The following is a 22726-nucleotide window of genomic DNA, read 5'->3' on the forward strand; positions in this document are numbered from 1 at the left end:
AATGAGTCATGACCAAGATTATCGCAGTAACCGCATGTCCTTCTGGCGTTGCCCACACCTATATGGCTGCCGAAGCGCTGGAAAGCGCCGCTAAAGCTAAAGGTTGGCAAGTAAAGGTTGAGACTCAGGGTTCGATCGGTCTGGAAAACGAACTGACCGCGGCGGATGTGGCGGAAGCCGACATGGTCATTCTGACCAAGGACATTGGTATTAAATTTGAAGAACGTTTTGCGGGCAAAACTATCGTTCGCGTCAACATCAGCGATGCAGTGAAACGTGCCGACGCCATCATGAACAAGATTGGCGCGCATCTGGCGCAAACCGCTTAACCGTTTGTTTGCCGGATGGCGGCTTCGCCTTATCCGGCCTACAGATGCGTAGGCCTGATAAGCGTAGCGCCATCAGGCAACTATTCCCGCAGGAGTTCCTCATGACGAACCGTATCCAACGTTTAAAAACCGCTCTGTTTCAGAACAACCGTGAAATTTCGCTTGAGCGTGCGCTGTTATATACCGCCAGCCACCAGCAGACGGAGGGAGAGCCGGTTATTCTACGTCGGGCGAAAGCCACCGCATATATTCTTGAGCACGTTGAGATTTCGATTCGTGATGAGGAACTGATTGCCGGAAACCGTACTGTTAAACCGCGTGCGGGCATTATGTCACCGGAAATGGATCCTTACTGGCTGCTTAAAGAGCTGGAGCAGTTTCCAACCCGTCCGCAGGACCGTTTTGACATCAGCGAAGAGGATAAACATCTCTATCGCGATGTGCTGTATCCGTACTGGGAAAAGCGGTCGATGAAAGATTTCATCAACGGTCAGATGACCGATGAGGTTAAAGCCGCCGTCAGTACCCAGATTTTTAGCATTAACCAGACTGACAAAGGTCAGGGACATATCATTATTGATTATCCACGCCTGTTGAATCATGGGCTTGGCGAACTGGTAGCGCAGATGCGAGCGCATTGTCTGCAGCAGCCGGAGAATCACTTTTATCAGGCTGCGCTGCTACTGCTTGAGGCTTCGCAAAAACATATTCTGCGTTACGCTATGTTGGCAGAGAAGATGGCGGAAAGCTGCCCGGATGCGCAGCGACGCCAGGAATTACTGACGATTGCTGAAAACTCTCGGCATAACGCCCAAAGCAAGCCGCAAACCTTCTGGCAGGCATGTCAGCTGTTCTGGTACATGAACATTATTTTGCAATATGAATCCAACGCCAGTTCTCTTTCACTCGGACGCTTCGACCAGTATATGCTGCCGTTTTATCAGGCTTCGCTGACGCAGGGGGAAGACCCAGCATTCTTACAAGAGATCCTCGAATCCCTGTGGGTGAAATGTAATGACATCGTACTGCTGCGATCCACCAGTAGTGCGCGCTATTTCGCTGGCTTCCCAACAGGCTACACCGCGCTACTGGGGGGATTGACGGAGAATGGTCGTAGTGCGGTAAATGTATTGTCTTTCCTCTGTCTTGATGCGTATCAGAACGTACAGCTACCACAACCAAACCTCGGTGTGCGCACGAATGCGTTGATCGATACACCGTTCCTGATGAAAACAGCACAGACCATTCGTCTTGGTACCGGCATCCCGCAAATCTTTAACGATGAAGTGGTGGTGCCCGCGTTTCTGAATCGCGGTGTTTCTCTGGAAGATGCGCGGGATTACGCGGTAGTAGGCTGTGTCGAGCTGTCTATTCCAGGCAGAACATACGGTTTGCACGATATCGCTATGTTTAATCTGCTGAAAGTGATGGAAATTTGTCTGCATGAGAACGAAGGCAACCGCACTCTGACGTACGACGATCTCCTGGCGCATATTCGTGCCAAAATCAGCCACTACATCACGTTGATGGTGGAGGGCAGTAATATCTGCGATATCGGTCACCGCGACTGGGCACCGGTGCCGCTGCTCTCCTCGTTTATTAGCGACTGTCTGGATAAAGGGTGCGATATTACCGACGGCGGCGCGCGTTATAACTTCTCCGGCGTACAGGGGATCGGTATTGCAAACCTGAGCGATTCGCTGCATGCGCTCAATGGGCTGGTATTCGAACAACAGCGCTTATCTTTTGATGAACTTTTGTCGGTGCTAAAAGATAACTTTGCTACCCCGGAAGGCGAGAAAGTTCGCGCCAGGCTGATCAATCGCTTCGAAAAATACGGCAACGATATCGATGATGTAGATAACATCAGCGCCGAACTGCTACGTCATTACTGCAAAGAGGTAGAAAAATACCAGAATCCGCGCGGCGGGCAATTTACGCCGGGTTCGTATACCGTCTCTGCGCACGTGCCGCTGGGTTCGGTCGTTGGGGCAACACCGGATGGCCGCTTCGCCGGGGAGCAACTGGCAGATGGGGGGCTGTCGCCGATGCTGGGACAGGATATGCAAGGACCGACGGCGGTATTGAAGTCGGTCAGCAAGCTGGATAACACACTGCTTTCCAATGGGACGTTGCTGAACGTGAAGTTTACGCCAGCCACACTGGAAGGTGAGGCCGGTTTACGCAAGCTGGCGGATTTTCTGCGGGCATTTACCCAGCTCAAACTCCAGCATATCCAGTTTAACGTGGTGAATGCCGACACATTGCGCGAAGCGCAGCAGCGCCCGCAGGATTTCACCGGGCTGGTGGTGCGTGTGGCGGGTTACAGCGCCTTCTTTGTCGAGTTGTCGAAGGAGATCCAGGATGACATCATTCGCCGCACCGCGCATCAACTGTGAGGTAATTGACCCACGAGGCGAGGACGTCGCGCGTATATTCAACATTCAGCGTTACTCACTGAATGATGGGCAGGGTATTCGTACGGTCGTCTTTTTTAAAGGCTGTCCGCATACCTGCCCTTGGTGTGCTAACCCGGAATCACTCTCACCACGTATTGAAACGGTACGGCGGGAGAGTAAATGTCTGCACTGTACACCCTGTCTGCGTGATGCCGACGAGTGTCCCTCTGGGGCATTTGAACGTATTGGTCGTGATATCACGCTGGACGATCTGGAACGTGAAGTGATGAAAGATGATATTTTCTTTCGCTCTTCTGGTGGGGGGGTAACGCTTTCCGGCGGTGAAGTGCTGATGCAAGCGCCCTTTGCCACACGGTTCCTGCAACGTCTGCGGCGCTGGGATGTGCGCTGTGCAATTGAAACGGCTGGCGATGCGCCGGCCGGTCGCTTGTTATCGCTGGCAAAAGAGTGTGATGAGGTGTTGTTCGACCTCAAAATAATGGATGGAGATCTGGCTCGTGAGGTTATCAACATGAACCTACCGCGTGTACTGGCGAATTTACGGCTATTGGTGAAGGAAGGGGTTAATGTCATACCTCGCCTGCCGCTGATTCCGGGCTTTACGATGAATTCAGATAACACGCAGCATGTGTTGACGATGTTGTCATCACTAGGCATAAAACAGGTACACCTGCTACCGTTTCATCAATATGGCGAGCCCAAATACAGCCTGCTCGGTTTGCCCTGGTTGATGAAAGAAGTGCCCGTACCGACAGCGCAAGAGGTGGATATTATACGTAAGATGGCAGAATGCGCCGGATTTCAGGTAACAGTAGGAGGATAGTATGACCATCGCACCTGTACGATATCTGGTTGCTGTCACCGCGTGCGTAAGCGGCGTAGCCCATACCTATATGGCAGCTGAGCGGCTGGAGAAACTTTGCCAGCAGGAAAAATGGAGCATCAAGATCGAAACTCAAGGGGCACTGGGTACCGAAAATCGCCTGACGGAAGAGGATATTAACCGCGCTGATGTGGTGTTGCTCATTACTGATATTGAACTGGCAGGAGCAGAGCGTTTTACGCAGAGCCGATACGTTCAGTCGGGCATTAGCGCATTTCTGCGTGAGCCGCAGCGGGTGATGAGCGCCGTGCGAAAGCTGCTTTCAGCGCCACAGCACACACATCTTACTCTGGATTAGCTTCTTTCTCCGTCAATTGGCTGTGGTATTGCCGACGGTATTCTGATGGTGAACGTTCTGTATTTTTGCGAAACAGGCGGCAGAAGTAGTTGCTGTCAACAAACCCACAAATGTGCGCCACCTCTTTAATCTTCAATTCGTAACCCTTCAACAGCGTTTTTGCGTGTTCCAGTCGCGTGTGGTTCAGGTATTCGTTAAAACCGATAGCGCCCGTTTTTTGAAAAAGGTGGGAAAGATAATTGGGTGAGATGTAGAACGCCTGCGCGACGGATTCTCGGGTGAGCGGTGAAGCGTAGCGTTCGTCAATATAGTTGCGAATGGCTTCGAAAAGCGCCTGGCTGCGTGATGCGGTTTGGATCTGGCTGCCGAGCAGATCGCGGCAGTGGCTCAGTAAGCTTGCAACGATTAGCCTGGCGGTTTGCTGCTCCTGCGGCTGCATCTGCATTTCATTGAGCGTTTGCAGCAGGAATGAGCCAATACGCGGTCCACGCCGCGCGACGTGCTGGCGGGTAAGGTTTTGATATTGCTTACCGTCCCACTGAACGATGCTAAATCCCAGTTGCTGTTTGCCAAATAAGATACTGAGTGTGGTCACCGGTGTGAGCCACTGTGGAAAGTTCCAGCCCCCAGCCGGAACGAACAAGGCATCGCAAGGCTGTAACGTCGCGGATGCACCAGCAACACCGTTATCGGTGAATTCACCTTCCAGCACAATCTCCAGTCGGGGAAAATCGACCTGATACGCCAGTTCCGGCGTTGAGCTACTGGTGCTGGCAAAGTAAATCTGCCGCAGCGGTGTGGGGCCGTTGATCAGGCGAGAGAGCAGGTGGCTGATGTCGTGATACATGTTAATCCCTTGCAGGCAGCAGACAGGGAAACAGTAACGTTGAAAACAATCGCCCTCAAGTGATTATTGCCGGATGGCGGCTAATGCCTTATCCGGCCTACAAGTCTTTGCGAGCTGTAGGCCGGATAAGCGTAGCGCATCCGGCAGACTGTTACTGATTACCGATTTGATCGCCGTAAGGCAGGGTATCGTAATCAATCAGGGCATTCTTTTTGTACGGGTTGCCAATCCAGCGGGTCGTCTCTTTGAACTGCGGGCTGGTAATGGCACGAGTTGGATCGAAACCATCATAGGTGAAGCCCGCTAAATCAGACCAGGTGTGGATAAGCTCTGAGCTGCTGTATTTACGATTCACATCCTGTGAGAAGTCACGCGGGTGTGCGGCCTGCCATTTTTCCGAGGTCCACAGCAGGAACGGCACCGTATACATATGGCGCGTTGGGTTGTCTTCATTACGACCCTGCGTTTTATGCGGCGGCGTATCGTATACCTCTTCTCCATGATCGGAGAAGTACAGCAGGAAGCCGTTCGGATCGGTCGCTTTATAGTCTTTGATCAGACTGGCAATGATATGGTCATTGTAAACATTCGCGCTGTCGTAATCGTTGTAGGCTTCCAGCTCATCGTCACTCAGGCCTGCGGGCACATTGTCGACATTATTGTCGAACTTACCCTGACCATCCGGATAGCGGAATTTGTACTTAATATGCGTTCCCAGCAGGTGCACGATGATGAACTTTTTCGGTGCAGGGTCGGCCAGTACTTCTTTAAACGGTGCCAGCACGTTGCTGTCATATTCGCGCGCACTTTGTGTACGCTGCTGGTTCATATAGAACTGTTTATCCGTCTGCTTAGAGAACACCGTCAGCATGGTGTTGCGGGCGGTCATCGTCTGCTGATTGGTGATCCAGAAGGTTTTATAACCTGCCTGTTTCATCATGTTCATCAGGGACGGCTGAGTCAGATACAGATCCGGGTTCTTCTCGTTGGCAAAGGTCAGCGCCTGCTGCAGGATTTCAATGGTGTACGGACGGGAGGTCACGACATTATTGAACACGGTGAAGTTAGGATCGGATTTATGCAGTGCATCCAGTTCCGGCGTTGTTTCGCGTGGGTAACCGTACAGGCTCATGCGGCCACGTTGCGTTGATTCGCCAATCACCAGTACCAGCGTACGCGGTGCATCACCTGAGCTGTCTTTAAAGTTGGCCAACGGCGGCAGGGCATTGTTCTCATTCAGCAGGCTGTTCAGCGCGGTCAACTGCTGACGATACTGATAATAACCAGAGATGAATTGCCATGGCGCAGCTGGTTCCATGCGTGAGGCGAGACCATTCAACGTTTTTTCAAATGGTTTATGTTTGATAAACGTGTTCACCGTCATCGGATGCAGAATCAAACCGTATAACAGTGCAAACGACACCAGATAGCGCCAGGGCGATGGAATATGCACAGGACGCAGACGTGTCCATAGCAGAATTGCCACAGCTGTATAGGCCAGCGCAATCAAGACAATCTTCAGACTGAAATACTGGCTCAGATATTCGCTGGCTTCGTTCGCATTGGTTTCAAACATTACGTACAGAACGCTTTGCGAGAACTCTTGTCCGTAAATGACGTAATAGCTTAGAGCAGCCAGCGAGGCTGCCCATAGCATTACGCCAATGACGGCAGCAATAACGCGGATACGGTTTGGAAATAAGAATACCGGAATCAACCACAGCGAACTGAACAGCAAGGAGTCGCGTAAACCATTAGTTCCGCTATAGCCGGATAAGAGAATAACGACCTGGAGTAAACTGGAAAAAAAACAAAAATAGAGGAGCGCCCAGCCCAGGGCTTTCCAGCTAAATTTAGGTTTAGACTGGGGGTGTAAGGATTGCATAATGTAAGCCTGTCTTTAATTGTAGCGCCAAGAGTAGCACTTAAACATTAAGAGGAACTGAAGCATCACGATCTTAGGATCGTGTTTTGCCATCTTTATATTCATTTGATGAATATATTCGAGGGGGAATATATTGAAAATGAAGTGGTTGTAACAGCGGTTTTTGCCGTCGCCTCCGAATAATAGCACGAAGGCGACGGGGGAGGGACGTTAGCCTGTATTGCGCATACCAGCGGCGACACCAGCGATTGTGACCATCAATGCTTGTTCTACGCGTGGGTCCGGTGCATTGCCTTGCTCTTCCGCCAGGCGTGAGCGGTGTAACAGCTCTGCCTGTAATACGTTTAGCGGGTCAGTATAAATATTTCTTAACTGAATGGACTCGGCAATCCACGGCAGGTCGGCCATCAAATGTGAGTCGTTGGCAATCGCCAGTACGACATCGATATCTGCTGCCAGGCGTTGGCGTAGCTCTGCACCCAACGGCCACAGATCTTTTTTGACCAGGCGCTGATCGTAATACTCTGCCAGCCACAGGTCTGCTTTCGCGAAAACCATTTCCAGCATGCCAAGGCGTGTGGAGAAGAATGGCCAGTCGCGGCACATGGCTTCAAGTTCGCTTTGCTTGCCGTCTTCAACCACTTTTTGCAGCGCGGTACCTGCACCCAGCCAGGCCGGGAGCATCAGGCGGTTCTGCGTCCAGGCGAAGATCCACGGAATGGCGCGCAGAGACTCTACCCCGCCGGTCGGACGGCGTTTTGCCGGACGTGAACCGAGCGGGAGTTTACCCAGTTCCTGCTCAGGTGTTGCCGAGCGGAAATAAGGGACGAAGTCTTTGTTTTCACGCACATATCCACGATAGAGCTCGCAGGAAATATCGGAAAGCTCATCCATGATATGACGCCAGCTATCTTTCGGTTCTGGCGGTGGTAACAGGTTGGCCTCCAGAATTGCTCCGGTGTACAGCGACAGGCTGCTGATGGTCACTTCCGGCAGGCCGTATTTAAAGCGGATCATCTCCCCTTGTTCTGTCACGCGCAGACCGCCTTTCAGGCTGCCCGGCGGTTGAGAGAGTAGCGCCGCATGTGCAGGCGCGCCGCCGCGACCAATGGAACCACCGCGACCGTGGAAAAGCGTCAGTTCGATACCGGCTTTTTCGCAGGTTTTGATTAGCGCGTCCTGAGCCTGGTATTGCGCCCAAGAGGCCGCCATCACGCCCGCGTCTTTTGCGGAATCAGAGTAGCCAATCATGACCATCTGTTTGCCCTGAATAAAGCCGCGGTACCAGTCGATATTTAAAAGTTGAGACATGACGTCATCGGCATTGTTGAGGTCGTCCAGCGTTTCAAATAGCGGAGCGACCGGCATAGCAAAACCAATTCCGGCTTCTTTCAGCAGCAGATGCACGGCCAGCACATCCGACGGAGTTTTCGCCATCGAGATAACATAGGCGGCAATGGAGCCATATGGGGCTTCGGCAATGACCCGACAGGTGTCGAGCACTTCGCGGGTGTCGTTGCTCGGTTCCCAGTTACGCGGCAGGAGCGGACGCTTGGAATTCAGTTCGCGGATCAGGAAAGCCTGTTTATCCGCTTCCGACCAGTTTTCGTAGTCGCCAATGCCCAGATAACGGGTCAGTTCGCCCAGGGCTTCAGTATGACGGGTGCTTTCCTGGCGAATATCAATACGCACCAGCGGCACACCGAAACACTTCACGCGCCTAAGGGTGTCGAGCAATTCGCCATTGGCGATGATGCCCATGCCACAGGACTGCAGAGACTGGTAGCACGCGTAAAGTGGGTCCCAGAGCTGTTCGTTTTGGGTGAGAAGTCCCGCAGGTTTCGGCAATTTCTCGCCTTTCAGACGGGCTTCAAGCCAGGCCTGGGTTGCCATCAGACGAGAACGCAGGGTTTTCATCAGATAGCGATAAGGTTCAGCTGCACCTTCTTCGCCTACCAGCGCCATCAGCTCCGGCGTGGCATCCACCATCGACAGCTCAGAAATCAGAAACTGGATGTCTTTCAGGAACAGGTCTGTCGCTTTCCAGCGGCTGAGTAATAGCACGTGACGGGTGATATCTGCCGTTACGTTCGGGTTACCATCACGGTCACCGCCCATCCAGGAAGTAAATCGAACCGGGACAAAATCAACCGGCAGCTTATAACCCAGATGCTCTTCCAGTTGTTCATTCAGCTCGCGCAGGTAGTTCGGTACACCTTCCCACAGGCTGTTTTCAACTACCGCGAAACCCCATTTGGCTTCATCAACCGGGCTTGGGCGCAGCTTGCGGATCTCATCCGTATGCCAGGACTGGGCAATGAGCTGACGCAGACGGCGCATCAGTTGGTTGCGTTCATAATCGACGAGGTCTTTGTTATCAAGCTGCTTGAGGCAGGCGTTCACTTCACCCATTTTATGGATCAGCGTACGACGAGTGATCTCGGTTGGGTGGGCGGTGAGTACCAGCTCCAGAGAGAGTGATTCTACGGCTTTCTTGATGGTGGCGTCATTGAGGTTGGGCTGCTCTTTCAGTTTACGCAGAGTGCGAGCAATCACTTCCGGGTTGCTGGCTGCTTCGCCTTTTGGCGAAATGCTGTGGTATTGCTCGGCGGTGTTGGCCAGGTTCAGGAACTGGCTAAATGCGCGGGCAACCGGCAGCAGCTCGTCGTTAGACAGATTTTGCAGTGTGGTGAGCAATTCCTGGCGATTAACTTCATTGCCAGCGCGAGATGATTTGGACAGCTTACGAATTGTTTCTACGCGATCAAGAATGTTCTCTCCCAGCGCATCCTTGATGGTCTCTCCCAGCACTTTGCCGAGCATACTGACATTACTACGCAACGCGGAATATTGTTCGTTCATATTAACCCAGACACCCCATCTATTTTGAATATGTCCTGTATCTTTCGCGCCTGACTATCACGCGAAATCTTGCGGACTTAACTTTTTAGCCGTCTTTTATAAAGCCACGTAAAACACGTGACGTCAATTGCTGCGAAATCGGTTCAGCAAACGAATAAATGCCGTGAATTTACGTTATTTAATTCACATCCAATCAAATAAGCGTTGCTTATGGAAATGTTAAAAAATCACCTCGCTTACCACTAAAGGATTAGCGGGGTGACAAGCAGTTAATGCCAGCAGAAATGATGCACAACCTGGGTGATTAATTCGCGAGTTGGCTTAATAAAGCGTGTTTCCAGATATTCATCCGGCTGATGCGCCTGATTAATAGAACCTGGACCCAATACCAGCGTCGGGCAAAGCGTCTGGATAAATGGCGCTTCGGTGCAGTAGTTCACCACTTCAGTCTGTGCACCCAGCAGTTTCTCAACCACCTTTACCAGTTGATGGTCAGGCGGACACTCATAGCCTGGAATCGGTGGATGCAGTTCCGATACGGTCAGGCGGCCCGGCCAGCGTTCGCTGACAGGGGCCAGCGCTTCGTTAAGTAACCCATTGAGATCGTTTAGCGTCATACCCGGTAGCGGGCGAATATCCATATGCAGTTCGCAGCAGGCGCAGATTCGGTTGGCGGCGTCGCCACCGTGGATGTGGCCCAAATTTAACGTTGGATACGGAACGGTAAAGGCATCATGGTGATAGCGCGCTTTCAGGTCATCGCGCAGATGCATGATATGGCCGATGGCATCATGCATCAGTTCAATCGCATTAACGCCACGTGCCGGATCGCTTGAATGACCCGATTGTCCCAGAATGCGTATCGCATTAGAGATATGACCTTTGTGTGCGCGAACCGGTTGCAGTGAAGTGGGTTCGCCAATAATCGCGCAGTCTGGGCGCAGAGCAGTGGTTTCAGAAAAGTAGCGAGCTCCCGCCATGCTGGTCTCTTCGTCAGCAGTGGCCAGAATGTAGAGGGGCTTTTTCAGCTTCGTGACGTCGACATCACGCAACGCGTCGAGGATAAAGGCGAAGAAGCCTTTCATGTCCGCCGTACCCAAACCATAGAGCTTATTGTCATGCTCGGTCAGGGTGAACGGATCGCGCGTCCAGCGTCCGTCGTCAAAGGGTACGGTATCGGTATGGCCCGCCAACAACAGACCACCAGCGCCCTGTCCAATGCTCGCCAGCATATTGAATTTATTTCGCGTATCGGGAACCGGCTGGACCTCCACATTGAAGCCTAAATCTTTAAACCAGCCTGCCAGCAGAGTGATTAAACCTGCATTGCTTTGATCGAGCGCTTCTTCGGTAGCGCTAATCGATGGCGTGGCAATCAGAGCGCGGTAAATCTCGATAAATGGCGGTAAATTGTTTTTCATTGTTGACACACCTCGGGTCATGATAGTATCAATATTCATGCAGTATTTGTGAATAAAAATACATTAACGTTGAGCGTAATAAAACCCACCAAGTGTAAGGTGAGGTGATAAAGGCTTATACCTGGCAACAGAATCTAAGAAGGTGAGCAGCCCCGATGTTGAATACGCTGATTGTGGGCGCCAGTGGCTATGCCGGCGCAGAGCTTGTGACCTATGTAAATCGCCATCCTGATATGACCATAACCGCTTTGACCGTCTCAGCGCAAAGCAATGATGCAGGAAAATTAATCTCCGATTTACATCCGCAGTTGAAAGGCATTGTCGATTTACCGTTGCAGCCAATGTCAGATATCAGCGAGTTTAGCGCAGGGGTGGATGTTGTGTTCCTCGCAACGGCTCATGAGGTAAGTCATGACCTGGCTCCGCAGTTTTTGCAGGCCGGTTGCGTGGTGTTTGACCTCTCTGGCGCGTTTCGCGTAAATGACGGCGCGTTCTATGAAAAATATTATGGTTTTACCCATCAGCATCCCGACCTGCTGGAGCAGGCAGTTTACGGGCTGGCGGAATGGAAAGAAGACCAACTGAAAGAAGCGAATCTGATTGCTGTGCCGGGTTGTTACCCGACGGCGGCGCAGCTTTCGCTGAAACCACTGATTGACGCCGGGCTGTTGGATCTCAGCCAGTGGCCGGTAATTAATGCGACCAGCGGCGTAAGCGGCGCGGGCCGTAAAGCGGCTATCTCTAATAGTTTTTGCGAAGTAAGCCTGCAACCATATGGCGTGTTTACCCATCGTCATCAGCCGGAAATCGCTACTCATCTGGGGGCTGAAGTGATTTTCACCCCGCATCTGGGCAACTTCCCGCGCGGAATTCTGGAAACTATCACTTGCCGCCTTAAAGCGGGTGTAACTCATGCTCAGGTAGCGCAGACGCTGCAACAGGCGTATGGCGTTAAGCCGCTGGTGCGTCTGTATGACAAAGGGGTTCCAGCGTTGAAGAATGTGGTTGGATTACCATTCTGCGATATCGGGTTTGCTGTGCAGGGTGAGCATCTGATCGCTGTGGCGACGGAAGACAACTTATTGAAAGGCGCGGCGGCACAGGCGATGCAGTGCGCAAATATTCGTTTTGGCTTTGCCCAAACGCAGTCTCTTATTTAAGGGTGCAACAATGAATCCATTAATTATCAAGCTGGGCGGCGTTTTACTGGATAGTGAAGAGGCGCTGGAGCGCTTGTTTACCGCACTGGTGAATTATCGTGAGTCGCACCAGCGTCCGCTGGTCATTGTGCACGGCGGCGGCTGCGTGGTCGACGAGCTGATGAAGCAGCTGAATCTGCCGGTGAAAAAGAAAAATGGTCTGCGCGTCACGCCTGCCGATCAAATTGACATTATTACCGGTGCCCTGGCGGGAATGGCGAATAAAACCTTGCTGGCCTGGGCGAAAAAGCATCACATCGCGTCTGTTGGTCTGTATCTTGGCGATGGCGACAGCGTAAAAGTGACGCCGCTCGATAAAGAACTGGGTCATGTTGGACTGGCGCAGCCGGGTTCGCCTAAGCTGATTAACACGCTGCTGGAAAGCGGTTTTCTGCCGGTAGTGAGCTCTATTGGTGTCACTGATGATGGTCTGCTGATGAACGTGAATGCCGATCAGGCTGCAACGGCGCTGGCGGCAACGCTGGGTGCGGATCTGATCCTGCTCTCTGATGTGAGCGGTATTCTGGATGGCAAAGGCCAGCGCATTGCCGAAATGACCGCGGCGAAAGCGGAACAGCTGATTGAACAGGGCATTATTACCGATGGCATGATCGTGAAGGTGAATGCAGCGCTGGATGCCGCGCGTACGCTGGGCCGTCCGGTGGATATCGCCTCCTGGCGTCATGCAGAGCAACTTCCGGCGCTGTTTAACGGCACGCCAATTGGTACGCGTATTCTGGCTTAACTATTAATGTGCCGGATGGCGGCTTCGCCTTATCCGGCCTACGTGGGTTTTGTAGGCCCGGTAAGCGCAGCGCCACCGGGCAAAAATATCATATTAAGGAAATTCGTTATGGCACTTTGGGGTGGGCGTTTTACACAGGCAGCAGATCAGCGGTTCAAACAGTTCAACGACTCGTTGCGTTTTGACTACCGCCTGGCAGAACAGGATATTGTTGGCTCTGTGGCCTGGTCCAAAGCGTTGGTAACGGTAGGTGTACTGACTGCCGATGAACAGCTGCAGTTGGAAGAGGCGCTGAATAACCTGCTGGAAGAAGTTCGCGCGAATCCTCAGCAGATTTTGCAAAGCGATGCCGAAGATATTCACAGTTGGGTGGAAGGTAAGCTGATTGATAAAGTCGGCCAGCTTGGTAAAAAACTGCATACCGGGCGTAGCCGTAATGACCAGGTCGCGACCGACCTTAAGCTGTGGTGTAAAGACACGGTTATCGAATTACTGTCGGCCAATCGTCAGTTGCAAACTGCGCTGGTGGTGACGGCGGAGAATAACCAGGACGCCGTCATGCCGGGTTACACCCACCTGCAACGTGCGCAGCCGGTGACGTTTGCTCACTGGTGTCTGGCCTATGTTGAAATGTTGGCGCGTGACGAGAGCCGTTTGCAGGATGCGCTCAAACGCCTGGACGTCAGTCCGTTAGGCTGCGGCGCGCTGGCGGGTACGGCGTATGAAATCGATCGCGAGCAGTTGGCGGCTTGGTTGGGCTTTGCCTCGGCAACGCGCAACAGCCTGGACAGCGTTTCTGACCGTGACCACGTGCTGGAGTTACTCTCCGACGCCTCTATCGGCATGGTACACCTGTCGCGTTTTGCTGAAGATCTGATTTTCTTTAACACCGGCGAAGCGGGCTTTGTTGAACTCTCCGACCGTGTGACTTCCGGTTCATCTCTGATGCCGCAGAAGAAAAACCCGGATGCGCTGGAGCTGATCCGTGGTAAATGCGGTCGCGTGCAGGGTGCGCTGACCGGCATGATGATGACTTTAAAAGGCCTTCCACTGGCATACAACAAAGATATGCAGGAAGACAAAGAAGGGCTGTTCGACGCGCTCGACACCTGGCTGGACTGTCTGCATATGGCCGCGCTGGTGCTGGATGGAATCCAGGTGAAACGTCCGCGTTGCCAGGAAGCGGCGCAGCAGGGTTATGCTAACGCCACTGAGCTGGCGGATTATCTGGTGGCGAAAGGCGTCCCGTTCCGCGAAGCGCACCATATTGTGGGGGAAACGGTGGTCGAGGCGATTCGTCAGGGCAAACCGCTGGAAGCGCTGTCGCTTGCCGACTTACAAAAGTTCAGCCAGGTGATTGGCGATGACGTTTACCCGATCCTCTCGTTGCAATCGTGTCTGGATAAACGTGCAGCGAAAGGTGGCGTGTCGCCGCAGCAGGTTGCGCAGGCGATCGACTACGCGAAGGCACGCCTGTAGGTCGGATAAGGCGAAGCCGCCATCCGGCACTGTGCGCCGTTCTGCCTGATGGCGCTACGCTTATCAGGCCTACCAAACCATAACCCGGCCGAGCTTTGCGACGCCGGGCTTTTTTTATGCAAAAAAAATGCGGACTCAAGGTCCGCAAAAGTTCACGTTGGCTTTAGTTATTTCGAGTATGAGAGAAACTCTCAAACGGACAGTAGCTTCAAGGGTTAAAGGGGTACCGTTCCGTTTCTGTGGTGCATTATTAAACAGAAAGCTTGATAGGGATAATCGTTCGTTGCTATGCTACCTATCGCTACGAACTATCGTGGCGATGGAGGATGAATAATGAATATTCGTGATCTTGAATACCTGGTGGCACTAGCCGAACATCGTCACTTCCGACGAGCGGCAGACTCCTGTCACGTTAGCCAACCAACGCTGAGCGGGCAGATCCGCAAGCTGGAAGATGAGCTTGGCGTCATGTTGCTGGAGCGTACGAGTCGCAAGGTGCTGTTCACCCAGGCCGGTTTGCTGCTGGTGGATCAGGCGCGCACCGTGCTGCGCGAGGTCAAAGTGCTCAAGGAGATGGCAAGCCAACAAGGCGAGACAATGTCTGGCCCGCTGCATATTGGTTTGATCCCAACGGTGGGGCCATACCTGCTGCCGCATATTATTCCGATGTTGCACCAGACCTTCCCAAAACTGGAGATGTATCTCCATGAAGCGCAGACACATCAGCTGTTGGCGCAACTGGATAGCGGCAAGCTCGACTGCGTCATTCTGGCGCTGGTCAAAGAGAGTGAGGCGTTCATCGAAGTACCGTTATTTGATGAGCCTATGATGCTGGCGATCTATGAAGATCACCCATGGGCAAACCGTGACTGTGTACCGATGTCCGATCTGGCGGGTGAAAAACTGCTGATGCTGGAAGATGGCCACTGTCTGCGCGATCAGGCGATGGGTTTCTGCTTTGAAGCGGGGGCTGATGAAGATACCCATTTTCGGGCAACCAGTCTGGAAACGCTGCGTAACATGGTGGCGGCAGGCAGTGGTATTACCTTACTGCCTGCGCTGGCCGTTCCACCGGAGCGTAAGCGTGATGGTGTCGTTTATCTGCCATGCATTAAACCCGAACCGCGTCGTACGATTGGTCTGGTGTACCGTCCTGGTTCGCCGCTGCGCAGCCGTTATGAACAGCTGGCAGAGGCCATCCGTGGATCAATGGATGGCCATTTCGACAGTGCGTTAAAACAGGCGGTTTAAGCCATTTAGCGCCGCTACCCGATAGGCTTCTGCCATGGTTGGGTAGTTAAAGGTGGTGTTAACGAAGTACTCGATAGTGTTACCACCACCTTTTTGCTCCATTATCGCTTGTCCGATGTGAATAATTTCGGCCGCGCGCTCCCCAAAGCAGTGGATCCCCAAAATCTCTTTGGTTTCGCGATGGAACAGGATCTTCAGCGTTCCGACACTCATACCCACGATTTGTGCACGTGCCAGATGCTTAAACTGGGCACGGCCAACCTCGTATGGAACTTTCATTGCCGTGAGCTGCTGTTCGGTTTTACCAACGGAGCTGATTTCCGGAATGGTGTAAATCCCGGTTGGGATATCTTCGATCAGATGCGCGGTGGCCTCGCCTTTTACCAGTGCCTGGGCGGCAATGCGTCCCTGGTCGTAGGCCGCCGATGCCAGGCTCGGATAACCAATTACATCCCCTACTGCGTACACATGCGGCAGCGCCGTCTGGTACATGCTATTCACTTTGAGCTGCCCGCGGCTGTCGGTTTTCAGACCAATGTTTTCCAGCGCCAGCGAATCGGTATTACCGGTACGGCCATTGGCGTACAGCAGGCAGTCGGCCTTCAGTTTCTTACCGGACTTCAGGTGCATGATGACGCCGTCATCGCAACCTTCAATCTTCTCATACTCTTCGTTGTGGCGAATGACCACACCGCTGTTCCAGAAGTGGTAAGAGAGCGAGTCGGACATCTCCTGATCGAGGAATGCCAGCAGACGATCGCGGGTGTTGATTAAATCAACTTTGACGTCCATTCCACGGAAGATCGACGCATATTCACAGCCAATGACCCCTGCGCCATAAATCAGCACATGACGGGGTTCGTGGTGCAGGCTCAGGATAGAGTCACTGTCGTAAACCCGGGGATGCGAAAAGTCGACATCAACAGGGCGATAAGGACGCGAACCGCAGGCAATAACAAACTTATCCGCAGTCAGCGTTTCCACCGTACCGTCGTGACATTCCAGGGCGATCGTGTGTTCATCAACAAAACGAGCATTTCCCTGCAAAATTTCGCAGTGGTTGCGCTCGTAAAATCCTTGCCGCATACGCGTTTGCTGATTAATAACGTTATCAGCGTGGTTGAGAATATCGGCGAAAGAAGAACGAAGGAGTCGGGAGTGGTCGCTGTACAGTGGGTTCTGATTGAATTCAATAATGCGGCTGACGGCGTGGCGGAGAGCTTTCGACGGGATGGTGCCCCAGTGGGTACAACCTCCGCCGACATTATGATAGCGCTCAATTACCGCGACGCGCGCTCCTTGCTTAACCAGACCCATTGCCGCGCCTTCGCCGCCGGGACCGGAACCTATTACTATTGCATCGTAATCGTAAGAATGTGACATGGTCAGGCTTACCTGTTCTTATACATAAAAGCAACAGAATAGTAACATCGTTGTTGAGATAACCCAATTATCGTTGTGCTTTTTTGCGAAGTCGAAGCACAAACTGCGCGTAAACAATCATTCACAAAGCCATGCCAACCGCCTAATCTCTGGTATAGTGCCAGCAAGGTATGTGGAAGGATTCAGACATCGTGATGGGCGTTAGAGCGCAACAAAAAGAGAAAACCCGGCGTTCGCTGGTAGAAGCCGCATTTAGTCAACTCAGCGCTGAGCGTAGTTTTGCCAGCCTCAGTTTACGCGAAGTCGCTCGTGAAGCGGGCATTGCGCCAACCTCGTTTTATCGCCATTTCCGCGATGTGGATGAACTCGGCCTGACGATGGTGGACGAGAGCGGTCTGATGCTGCGTCAGTTGATGCGCCAGGCGCGCCAGCGTATCGCGAAGGGCGGGAGTGTGATCCGCACCTCGGTCTCAACATTTATGGAGTTCATCGGCAACAATCCCAACGCCTTCCGTTTATTATTGCGCGAGCGTTCGGGGACATCCGCAGCGTTTCGTGCAGCGGTCGCTCGTGAAATTCAGCACTTCATCGCGGAACTTGCGGACTATCTGGAACTCGAAAACCATATGCCTCGTGCGTTTACTGAAGCGCAAGCCGAAGCCATGGTAACCATTGTGTTCAGCGCCGGGGCAGAAGCACTGGATGTTGGCGCTGAACAGCGCCGACAGCTGGAAGAGCGGCTGGTATTGCAACTACGCATGATCGCGAAAGGCGCATTTTATTGGTACCGCCGTGAACAAGAGAAGATGACGCACCACTCCGAGTAACGAGAAGGACAAGCAATGAAACAGTCAGGTCAAGATAAAGGTACGCTGCTGCTGGCGCTGGTTGCTGGCTTATCGATCAATGGTACATTTGCGGCGCTGTTTAGCTCCATTGTGCCATTCTCAGTATTCCCGATCATTTCGCTGGTGCTGACGGTGTATTGTCTGCATCAACGCTATCAGAACCGCACCATGCCTGTGGGATTGCCGGGCCTGGCTGCCGCCTGCTTTATCCTCGGCGTTCTGTTGTACAGCACCGTGGTACGCGCTGAATATCCGGATATCGGCTCTAACTTCTTCCCAGCGGTACTGTCTGTGATTCTGGTGTTCTGGATCGGCTTTAAAGTGCGTAACCGTAAGCAGGAAATAGCGGAGTAACAGTTGTAACTGTAGGCCGGATAAGGCAAAGCCGCCATCCGGCAATCTGAAGCGGCCGGCCTACGTTCAGTTTTACTTCTTGGTTAACAGTACGCCGCACTCCATATGGTGCGTATACGGGAACTGATCGAATAGCGCCAGACGTGAAACATTGTGCGTCTGGCTTAACGTTTCCAGGTTTTTACACAGCGTCTCCGGATTGCAGGAGATGTACAGAATGCGCGGATACGCCTGCACCATTTTCTCCGTTTCGCTGTCCAGACCGCTGCGCGGTGGGTCAACGAAGATAGTTTCACACTGGTAACTCTTTAGATCGATTCCCTGCAAACGGTTGAACTCGCGAACGCCGTTCATCGCCTGAGTAAACTCTTCGGCCGCCATGCGGATTATTTGTACGTTTTCAATCTGGTTAGCCGCAATGTTGTACTGTGCAGCAGCAACGGACGGCTTGGCGATTTCCGTCGCCAGTACGCGGTTGAAGTTTTGTGCCAGGGCTAACGAGAAATTGCCATTGCCGCAATACAGCTCCAGCAGGTCGCCTTTTGAGCCCCTGGTGACATCAATCGCCCACTCCAGCATCTGAATATTCATGGCGGCGTTCGGCTGGGTGAAGCTGTTCTCAACCTGGCGATAGATAATCTCTTTACCCGCAACCGGCAAGCGTTCGTCAATGTAGTCCTGATCCAGCTCGATTTTGGTTTTGGTTGCCCGGCCAATCAGATGCACATTCAGGTTTTTCGCCCGTAGCGCATCCCGCAGCGCTTCAGCTTCCTGACGCCATTCATCATCCAGCTTTTTATGGTACAGCATCGATACCACCGCCTGACCGCTCAGGGTTGTGAGGTAATCAATCTGAAACAGTTTGTGACGCAGGACGTGGTTGTTGCGAACGCCTTCGATCATTGCCGTCATTAGCGTGTTGATAAGCTCACTGGCTGCCGGGAAGCTGTCGACACGGATACGGTTTTTGGTCTGGCTGTCGAACATGATGTGGTACAGATCATCACCGTCATGCCACAAACGGAATTCCGCGCGCATACGGTAGTGGCTGACCGGTGAACGAAACACTTCCGGAGCCTGTGCATAAAATGGCGTCATTAAGCTCTGCAGACGCACCACTTTTTCAGCTAACTGTGCGTCGTACTGTTCTGTCGGAAGGTGTTCGGGGGTCATGATGCGTCCTGAAAAATAAAAGTACGCGGGGATTGTAGGGATTGCTCATCAGATGTCCAGTCATTGATGATTTCCGATATTGTGATACGCAGTCTGGACAGTGGGTTGTAACAAACTGTAGCATCCGTTTTCCGGTCCTGTGAGTTAAAAGGGAATCCAGTGTGAATCTGGAGCTGACGCGCAGCGGTAAGGAAGGTAGGGGATGAGCGCACCTGGTGCAGACACTGCGGCATGCCGTGGGAAGTCATCGTCTCTTTAAGTTGCCTCCAAGCCCGAAGACCTGCCGGCTAACGTCGCATCTGGCTTTCATCATCGCGTACTATCGGTGGGACCTGCGGCATCCTTCTTATATTGTGGATGCTTTACAATGATTAAAAAATCGTTGCTGTGCACGGCACTTTCCGTCACGGCATTTTCTGGTTGGGCACAGGATACTAGCCCAGATACTCTCGTTGTTACTGCCAACCGTTTTCAGCAGCCTGTTAATACTGTCCTTGCCCCCACTGATGTGGTGACGCGTGAAGATATTCAGCGCTGGCAGTCAAAAGATCTCAATGATGTCATGCGCCGATTGCCGGGCGTAGATATTTCGCAAAGCGGCGGTATGGGGAAAAGCTCCTCGCTGTATGTTCGCGGTACTGAGTCCCGGCATGTCCTGGTATTGATTGATGGCGTGCCGATGGCGCGTGCAGGCATCGGTAATGCGATTGATATTGGTCAGATTCCGGTATCGTTGGTGCAACGTGTTGAATATATTCGCGGGCCGCGTTCAGCTGTGTACGGATCTGGTGCGATCGGTGGTGTGATGAACATCATTACGATGAGTAATGAAGAGAAATCACAGATCAACGCAGGTATGGGGACTGATGGTTATCAGACCTACGACGGCACGATAAATAAACGATTTGGTGACACGATGGTGACGGCGGCTGGCGCTTACCAGACGACCAAAGGTTTTAACATTCAACCTGACTCCCCTTACAGCGGCGACAGCGATCGCGATGGTTATCGCAACAAACTGTTCTGGGGCGGCTTGCAGCACAAGTTTAACGATAACTTCTCCGGTTTCTTCCGTGGTTACGGCTACACGGCGAATAGCGATTACGATCAGGGCTCTTATGGCTATGCTGGCGGTAATGACGAAGCTCAGAATTACACTCAGTCCTGGGATTCCGGCCTTCGTTACAGCTCAGGTATCTATTCCGCCCAACTGATTGCTAACTACCAGCATCTCAAAGATTACAACTATAGCAATCAACTCGGTCGTTATGCGGGGGATGCTACGCTGGATAATATGGAACAGCGCTATATTCAGTGGGGAAATAACGTTGAGGTTGGGCATGGAGCGATTAGCGGTGGTGTCGACTGGAAACAAGAAAAGCTGACTTCCAGTAGTACCACGAAATCGGACGCTTATAAACGTGATACGACCGGACTTTATCTAACTGGGCAACAACAAATTGATAGCGTCACGCTGGAAGCCTCAGGCCGTGAAGATCATGATGAACAATTCGGCTGGCATGGCACCTGGCAGACTGCTGCAGGCTGGGAGTTTGTTGATGGCTACCGTGCAACGCTCTCTTATGGCACAGGTTTCCTGGCTCCTTCACTTGGTCAGCAATACGGGGCTACGCGTTTTGCCTCTTCCTATGGGCCGGGTATTGCAGCCAACCCGAATTTGAAACCGGAAGAATCTAAACAGTGGGAAGCAGGGATTGATGGATTGACAGGGCCGCTTGATTGGCGTCTTTCTGCATATCATTATGAAATTCAAAACCTGATCGATTACAAGAATAACCAGTACGTCAACGTTAAGTCAGCCACGATTAAAGGGCTGGAATGGACTGGGAATGTTACGACTGGCCCGGTAGATCATCACCTGACGCTACAGTATGTTGACCCGCGGGATGATGATACGAATAAGGTACTCTATCGCCGAGCAAAACAGCAGGTTAAGTATGAGTTAACTGGGCAGGTTCAGGACTTGGGGTGGAACGTTGCTTATCAATATATAGGTGAACGTTACGATAATGATTACGACAATAATCGTGATGTTAAATTGGGCGGCGTCAGCTTGTGGGATATCGGAGTGTCATATCCAATCACCTCACAGCTGACAGTTCGTGGTAAAATCGCCAACCTGTTCGATAAAGATTACGAGACAGTTTATGGCTACGCAACTGCAGGACGGGAATACACCTTGTCTGGCAGCTACACCTTCTGATCCCCGTCCCACCGTGCTGGTGTTTGATTCCGGCGTCGGTGGGTTGTCGGTCTATGACGAGATCCGGCGTCTTCTGCCGGATCTCCACTATATCTACGCTTTCGACAACGTCGCTTTTCCTTATGGAGAGAAGAGCGAGGAGTTTATCGTCGAGCGTGTTGTTGAGATTGTGACTGCGGTCCAGCAGCGCTATCCCCTCTCTCTTGCGGTCATCGCGTGTAATACAGCAAGCACGGTGTCGCTCCCTGCGTTACGTGAGAAATTTGCTTTCCCGGTTGTGGGCGTGGTGCCTGCGATTAAACCGGCAGCGCGACTCACGGCGAACGGTGTTGTGGGGCTACTGGCTACACGTGCAACGGTGAAGCGGTCGTATACCCATGAGCTGATTGCGCGATTCGCTAACGAATGCCAAATTGCAATGTTGGGTTCTGCTGAGCTGGTGGAACTTGCGGAAGCGAAGCTGCACGGTGAAACAGTTTCTCTGGAAGAGCTGCGGCGTATTCTGCGTCCGTGGCTGCGGATGTCTGAACCACCTGACACAGTAGTGCTCGGTTGCACTCATTTCCCTCTATTACAGGAAGAGCTTTTACAGGTCCTTCCCGAGGGGACGAGACTGGTGGATTCTGGTGCCGCGATAGCGCGCCGCACGGCCTGGTTGTTAGAGCATGAAGCACCAGATGCGAAATCAACCGATGAGAACGTTGCATTTTGTATGGCAATGACGACAGAAGCTGAACAATTATTGCCTGTGCTACAGCGCTATGGCTTTAAAACGCTCGAAAAACTGTCAGTTTAAGTGGTTTTGATGAAAAAATACGCACTCGGAAGATTATTTTAAATTTCCCCTTGTCAGCCTGAAATAACTCCCTATAATGCGCCTCCACTGACACGGAACAACGGATTACAAGCCGCCGGGTCAGCGGGGTTCCACTGAGAATCTCGTAGAGAAAAGCAAAAATAAATGCTTGACTCTGAATGAGGAAAACGTAATATACGGGACCTCGCGACAGAGCGCTAAAGCGCGTCGCAACTGCTCTTTAACAATTTATCAGACAATCTGTGTGGGCACTCGAAGATACGGATTCTTAACGTCGCAAGACGAAAAATGAATACCAAGTCTCAACG

18 protein-coding genes and 1 riboswitch are annotated in these 22726 nt (G+C 52.3%); of the genes, 12 read left to right on the plus strand and 6 right to left on the minus strand.

Annotated features, from left to right (window positions below; translation table 11 throughout):
• The first annotated feature begins 8 nt into the window (after positions 1 to 8).
• The 4 genes from ACHHZ7_RS17415 (at position 9) to ACHHZ7_RS17430 (ending at position 3930) form a co-directional block, all read left to right on the plus strand.
• On the plus strand, positions 9 to 329 hold the full coding sequence (locus tag ACHHZ7_RS17415) for a PTS fructose-like transporter subunit IIB (RefSeq protein WP_003825151.1): 321 nt from the start codon (positions 9 to 11) through the stop codon (positions 327 to 329).
• Between the two features lie 101 nt (positions 330 to 430).
• Positions 431 to 2728: a formate C-acetyltransferase gene (locus ACHHZ7_RS17420; RefSeq protein ID WP_048237074.1), complete on the plus strand. Its 2298-nt coding sequence runs from the start codon at positions 431 to 433 to the stop codon at positions 2726 to 2728.
• Positions 2694 to 3572 carry a [formate-C-acetyltransferase]-activating enzyme gene (locus ACHHZ7_RS17425; protein WP_008787051.1) on the plus strand — a complete coding sequence of 293 codons (879 nt, stop codon included), beginning with the start codon at positions 2694 to 2696 and terminating at the stop codon, positions 3570 to 3572. The genes ACHHZ7_RS17420 and ACHHZ7_RS17425 overlap by 35 nt, the downstream gene beginning before the upstream one ends.
• A 1-nt stretch (position 3573) precedes the next feature.
• Complete coding sequence (locus ACHHZ7_RS17430) at positions 3574 to 3930, plus strand: PTS fructose-like transporter subunit IIB (protein WP_008787052.1); 357 nt, start codon at positions 3574 to 3576, stop codon at positions 3928 to 3930.
• Here ACHHZ7_RS17430 and ACHHZ7_RS17435 read toward each other — a convergent pair.
• The 4 genes from ACHHZ7_RS17435 to argE form a co-directional block, all read right to left on the minus strand.
• On the minus strand, positions 3917 to 4777 hold the full coding sequence (locus ACHHZ7_RS17435) for a helix-turn-helix transcriptional regulator (protein WP_008787053.1): 861 nt from the start codon (positions 4775 to 4777) through the stop codon (positions 3917 to 3919). The genes ACHHZ7_RS17430 and ACHHZ7_RS17435 overlap by 14 nt on opposite strands.
• Positions 4778 to 4928: 151 nt before the next feature.
• Positions 4929 to 6662, minus strand: a complete 1734-nt coding sequence (locus tag ACHHZ7_RS17440; protein WP_008787054.1) for a phosphoethanolamine transferase CptA — start codon at positions 6660 to 6662, stop codon at positions 4929 to 4931.
• Positions 6663 to 6872: 210 nt separating this feature from the next.
• Positions 6873 to 9524, minus strand: coding sequence for a phosphoenolpyruvate carboxylase (ppc, locus tag ACHHZ7_RS17445; RefSeq protein ID WP_008787055.1), 2652 nt, complete (start codon positions 9522 to 9524; stop codon positions 6873 to 6875).
• A 269-nt stretch (positions 9525 to 9793) separates the two neighbouring features.
• The gene (gene argE / locus ACHHZ7_RS17450) at positions 9794 to 10945 is read right to left on the minus strand and encodes an acetylornithine deacetylase (RefSeq protein WP_032945643.1); all 1152 of its coding nucleotides are present in this window, start codon (positions 10943 to 10945) and stop codon (positions 9794 to 9796) included.
• A gap of 155 nt (positions 10946 to 11100) precedes the next feature.
• Here argE and argC point away from each other — a divergent pair, with 155 nt between their 5' ends.
• The 4 genes from argC to oxyR all read left to right on the plus strand — a co-directional run bounded on the left by argC (position 11101) and on the right by oxyR (position 15619).
• Positions 11101 to 12105 carry an N-acetyl-gamma-glutamyl-phosphate reductase gene (gene argC / locus ACHHZ7_RS17455; protein WP_060683065.1) on the plus strand — a complete coding sequence of 335 codons (1005 nt, stop codon included), beginning with the start codon at positions 11101 to 11103 and terminating at the stop codon, positions 12103 to 12105.
• Between the two features lie 10 nt (positions 12106 to 12115).
• Entirely contained in the window at positions 12116 to 12889 is a 774-nt protein-coding gene (argB, locus tag ACHHZ7_RS17460; RefSeq protein ID WP_060683066.1) for an acetylglutamate kinase, read from the plus strand.
• A gap of 108 nt (positions 12890 to 12997) precedes the next feature.
• Positions 12998 to 14368 carry an argininosuccinate lyase gene (gene argH / locus ACHHZ7_RS17465; protein WP_048237070.1) on the plus strand — a complete coding sequence of 457 codons (1371 nt, stop codon included), beginning with the start codon at positions 12998 to 13000 and terminating at the stop codon, positions 14366 to 14368.
• 333 nt (positions 14369 to 14701) lie between these two features.
• Positions 14702 to 15619 carry a DNA-binding transcriptional regulator OxyR gene (oxyR, locus tag ACHHZ7_RS17470; protein ID WP_008787060.1) on the plus strand — a complete coding sequence of 306 codons (918 nt, stop codon included), beginning with the start codon at positions 14702 to 14704 and terminating at the stop codon, positions 15617 to 15619.
• Here the strand turns inward: oxyR and sthA are convergent.
• Positions 15602 to 17002 (minus strand): Si-specific NAD(P)(+) transhydrogenase, encoded by a 1401-nt coding sequence (gene sthA / locus ACHHZ7_RS17475; RefSeq protein WP_003028860.1) that lies wholly within the window; start codon positions 17000 to 17002, stop codon positions 15602 to 15604. The genes oxyR and sthA overlap by 18 nt on opposite strands.
• A 191-nt stretch (positions 17003 to 17193) precedes the next feature.
• Between sthA and fabR the strand changes: the two genes are divergently transcribed.
• Both fabR and ACHHZ7_RS17485 read left to right on the plus strand, forming a co-directional pair.
• Positions 17194 to 17829 carry an HTH-type transcriptional repressor FabR gene (fabR, locus tag ACHHZ7_RS17480; protein ID WP_003028862.1) on the plus strand — a complete coding sequence of 212 codons (636 nt, stop codon included), beginning with the start codon at positions 17194 to 17196 and terminating at the stop codon, positions 17827 to 17829.
• 15 nt (positions 17830 to 17844) lie between these two features.
• Entirely contained in the window at positions 17845 to 18204 is a 360-nt protein-coding gene (locus tag ACHHZ7_RS17485) for a YijD family membrane protein (protein ID WP_003825114.1), read from the plus strand.
• A 72-nt stretch (positions 18205 to 18276) separates the two neighbouring features.
• Here the strand turns inward: ACHHZ7_RS17485 and trmA are convergent, their stop codons facing one another.
• Positions 18277 to 19377, minus strand: a complete 1101-nt coding sequence (gene trmA, locus ACHHZ7_RS17490) for a tRNA (uridine(54)-C5)-methyltransferase TrmA (RefSeq protein WP_032945647.1) — start codon at positions 19375 to 19377, stop codon at positions 18277 to 18279.
• Between the two features lie 115 nt (positions 19378 to 19492).
• A riboswitch (cobalamin riboswitch) is annotated at positions 19493 to 19680 on the plus strand.
• Positions 19681 to 19744: 64 nt separating this feature from the next.
• On the opposite strand from trmA, the gene btuB reads away from it, so the two are divergent.
• A complete protein-coding gene (gene btuB, locus ACHHZ7_RS17495) occupies positions 19745 to 21601 on the plus strand; it encodes a TonB-dependent vitamin B12 receptor BtuB (protein WP_032945649.1) in 1857 nt (618 codons plus the stop codon).
• Positions 21546 to 22397: a glutamate racemase gene (murI, locus tag ACHHZ7_RS17500; RefSeq protein WP_003847829.1), complete on the plus strand. Its 852-nt coding sequence runs from the start codon at positions 21546 to 21548 to the stop codon at positions 22395 to 22397. The genes btuB and murI overlap by 56 nt, the downstream gene beginning before the upstream one ends.
• Positions 22398 to 22726: the final 329 nt, after the last annotated feature.

It is taken from the genome of Citrobacter freundii complex sp. 2024EL-00216 (assembly GCF_043945515.1).
GTDB lineage: Bacteria > Pseudomonadota > Gammaproteobacteria > Enterobacterales > Enterobacteriaceae > Citrobacter > Citrobacter portucalensis.

Excerpts from the sequence above, each read along its gene's own strand:
- ACHHZ7_RS17425 (WP_008787051.1), top strand. The coding sequence starts at position 2,694 with ATGACATCATTCGCCGCACCGCGCATCAACTGTGAGGTAATTGACCCA.
- trmA (WP_032945647.1), bottom strand. The coding sequence starts at position 19,377 with ATGACCCCCGAACACCTTCCGACAGAACAGTACGACGCACAGTTAGCT.
- ACHHZ7_RS17435 (WP_008787053.1), bottom strand. The coding sequence starts at position 4,777 with ATGTATCACGACATCAGCCACCTGCTCTCTCGCCTGATCAACGGCCCC.
- ACHHZ7_RS17420 (WP_048237074.1), top strand. The coding sequence starts at position 431 with ATGACGAACCGTATCCAACGTTTAAAAACCGCTCTGTTTCAGAACAAC.
- ACHHZ7_RS17415 (WP_003825151.1), top strand. The coding sequence starts at position 9 with ATGACCAAGATTATCGCAGTAACCGCATGTCCTTCTGGCGTTGCCCAC.
- argB (WP_060683066.1), top strand. The coding sequence starts at position 12,116 with ATGAATCCATTAATTATCAAGCTGGGCGGCGTTTTACTGGATAGTGAA.
- sthA (WP_003028860.1), bottom strand. The coding sequence starts at position 17,002 with ATGTCACATTCTTACGATTACGATGCAATAGTAATAGGTTCCGGTCCC.
- argE (WP_032945643.1), bottom strand. The coding sequence starts at position 10,945 with ATGAAAAACAATTTACCGCCATTTATCGAGATTTACCGCGCTCTGATT.
- argC (WP_060683065.1), top strand. The coding sequence starts at position 11,101 with ATGTTGAATACGCTGATTGTGGGCGCCAGTGGCTATGCCGGCGCAGAG.
- ACHHZ7_RS17440 (WP_008787054.1), bottom strand. The coding sequence starts at position 6,662 with ATGCAATCCTTACACCCCCAGTCTAAACCTAAATTTAGCTGGAAAGCC.
- murI (WP_003847829.1), top strand. The coding sequence starts at position 21,546 with ATGGCTACGCAACTGCAGGACGGGAATACACCTTGTCTGGCAGCTACA.
- ACHHZ7_RS17430 (WP_008787052.1), top strand. The coding sequence starts at position 3,574 with ATGACCATCGCACCTGTACGATATCTGGTTGCTGTCACCGCGTGCGTA.
- ppc (WP_008787055.1), bottom strand. The coding sequence starts at position 9,524 with ATGAACGAACAATATTCCGCGTTGCGTAGTAATGTCAGTATGCTCGGC.
- oxyR (WP_008787060.1), top strand. The coding sequence starts at position 14,702 with ATGAATATTCGTGATCTTGAATACCTGGTGGCACTAGCCGAACATCGT.
- btuB (WP_032945649.1), top strand. The coding sequence starts at position 19,745 with ATGATTAAAAAATCGTTGCTGTGCACGGCACTTTCCGTCACGGCATTT.
- ACHHZ7_RS17485 (WP_003825114.1), top strand. The coding sequence starts at position 17,845 with ATGAAACAGTCAGGTCAAGATAAAGGTACGCTGCTGCTGGCGCTGGTT.
- argH (WP_048237070.1), top strand. The coding sequence starts at position 12,998 with ATGGCACTTTGGGGTGGGCGTTTTACACAGGCAGCAGATCAGCGGTTC.